The organism is Bradyrhizobium sp. P2_E8, from assembly GCF_056403875.1.
In genome coordinates this window covers 1-1,986 of sequence record NZ_JBFUES010001216.1, presented here as the reverse complement: position 1 = coordinate 1,986, position 1,986 = coordinate 1, and the positions used below count along the sequence as shown (strand labels likewise).

The 1,986-nt window shown below is 66.1% G+C and carries 1 protein-coding gene and 1 pseudogene; one reads left to right on the top strand and one right to left on the bottom strand.

All coding sequences use genetic code 11. The features are described from left to right. Positions 1-737: pseudogene (locus AC1D00_RS38790) on the bottom strand (mechanosensitive ion channel protein MscS); the annotation flags it as partial. Positions 738-952: 215 nt separating this feature from the next. On the opposite strand from AC1D00_RS38790, the gene AC1D00_RS38785 reads away from it, so the two are divergent. Beyond that, a partial coding sequence (locus AC1D00_RS38785) for a potassium/proton antiporter (protein WP_477014314.1) occupies positions 953-1,986 on the top strand: 1,034 nt, incomplete at its 3' end.

Sequence of the window (1,986 nt, the reverse complement as noted above, 5' to 3'; positions counted from 1 at the left end):
GCGCCGGAGAACACCGYGAGCGCCGAGAGGTCGATGCCGACCGCGCCGAGCGCAATGACGATTGCGATGGCCAGAAGTCCGATGCGGATGATCTTGACCAGCAGCACCTGCACCGACGGCGTCAGATCGGTGGTCGAATTGATCCGGCTCTCGGCGAAATTGCTGGCGATGTTGGTGGCCCACAGCGCGATCAGCAGGAGCGCACCGGCCTTGATCACCAGCAGCGGCGTCAGCCGTAGGCCGCCCAGCACGATCGCGAAGGAATCGAGCAGGTCGACCGTCGTGTCGAGCTGTCCGATGATGGACAGCGCTGCGACGAACCACGCCGTGATCGACACCAGCTTGACGATGAAGGCGTTGCGCAGCACCGAGGTCACCAGCCGGATCGCGAGCCAGGCCAGCCCCATCTTAGCGGCGACCATCAGGAGATAGCTGCGGCTCGGCCAGGTCGCATGGTACATCACGAAGCGGGAGATGATCACGAACAGGGTGAACACCGCCGTCGAGGCACTGGAGACCATGACGCGTGCGAAGTGCCGGAGCGGCAGCGGCCAGCCCATCGCCAGCGAGGTCATGTCGACGCGGTTGCGCACGCCGGCTTCCGCGGCATAGGCGATTCCGGCCGCGGCCAGAATGAGGCCGAATTGCAGATAGAACCAGGGTGAGGAGACTTCCGCCCCGACGCTGCGCGCGGTGGTCTGCACGAACTCCATGAAGTCCTTGAGGTCCATGTCCATCGGGGCGGTCTCGTCGGGAAGCGGGCGGGAGGGTTTGATTCGAGGGCGCCGCAGACTCCCACAAAGGGCGCGGCTGGACCATCGATACACCTCTAAGTGAAGTGCGTTAAGGCCGCAAAATGCGGGCAGATTGCCGCGAGCGGGAGAAAATGGGTTGGCGCGCCGGTACAGCGACGATAAGGATGCAAATCCAGCGATTTTTACCCGGAAGGTGGATGGCCTCCCTCGACTCTGTCAGCCTCGCCATATTGCTCGGCGCCGTCCTGGTGATGGCGGGTATCCTGTCGAGCCTGCTTGCGCTGCGCTTCGGCGCGCCCTTGCTGCTCGTCTTTCTCGTGATCGGCATGCTCGCCGGCGATTCCGGCCCCGGGCAGCTCCAGTTCGACGACGTCCGCACCACCTATCTGGTCGGGTCGGTGGCGCTCGCCTTGATCCTGTTCGACGGCGGCCTGCGGACGCGCTTTGCCAGCATCCGCACCGTGCTTGCGCCGTCCGTGGTGCTGGCCACCGTCGGCGTGCTCTTGACCGCGCTGGTCACGGCGCCGTTCGCCAAATACGCGCTCGACCTCAACTGGACGGAGTCGCTGCTGGTCGGCGCCGTGGTGGCCTCGACCGACGCGGCCGCCGTGTTCCTGCTGGTCCACACCCAGGGCCTGCGCCTGCGCCCGCGCGTCGGCGCGACGCTGGAGGCCGAATCCGGCACCAACGATCCCTTCGCGATCTTCCTCACCTTGATGCTGGTCGAATACATCTCGCTGGGATCGAGCTCGGCGGGGCACGTGCTGTTGGAGTTCCTGCAGGAGGCGGTGCTGGGCGCCGTCGTCGGCTTCTTCGGCGGACGGCTCGTCGTCATCGCGCTCAACCAGGTGGCGCTGCCGCAGGGCCTGCATGCGCCGTTCGTCACCACCGCCGCGCTCGTGATCTTCGGCGGTTCGCAGATCATGCACGCCTCGGGCTTCCTCGCGGTCTATCTCGCCGGCATCATCATCGGCAATCGTCCGACCCGCGCACATAATTCGGTGGTGACCTTCCTCGATGCCGCGACCTGGCTGGCGCAGATCGTGATGTTCGTGCTGCTCGGTTTGCTGGTCTCGTCGAGCCGGCTCGGCGCCAGCGTGCTGCCGGCTGTCGCCGTCGCGCTCGTGCTGATGCTGGTCGCACGGCCGCTCGCGGTGTTCGTGTGCCTGGCGCCGTTCCGCTTCAACTGGCGCGAAAGGATCTTCATCGCCTGGACCGGGCTGCGCGGTGC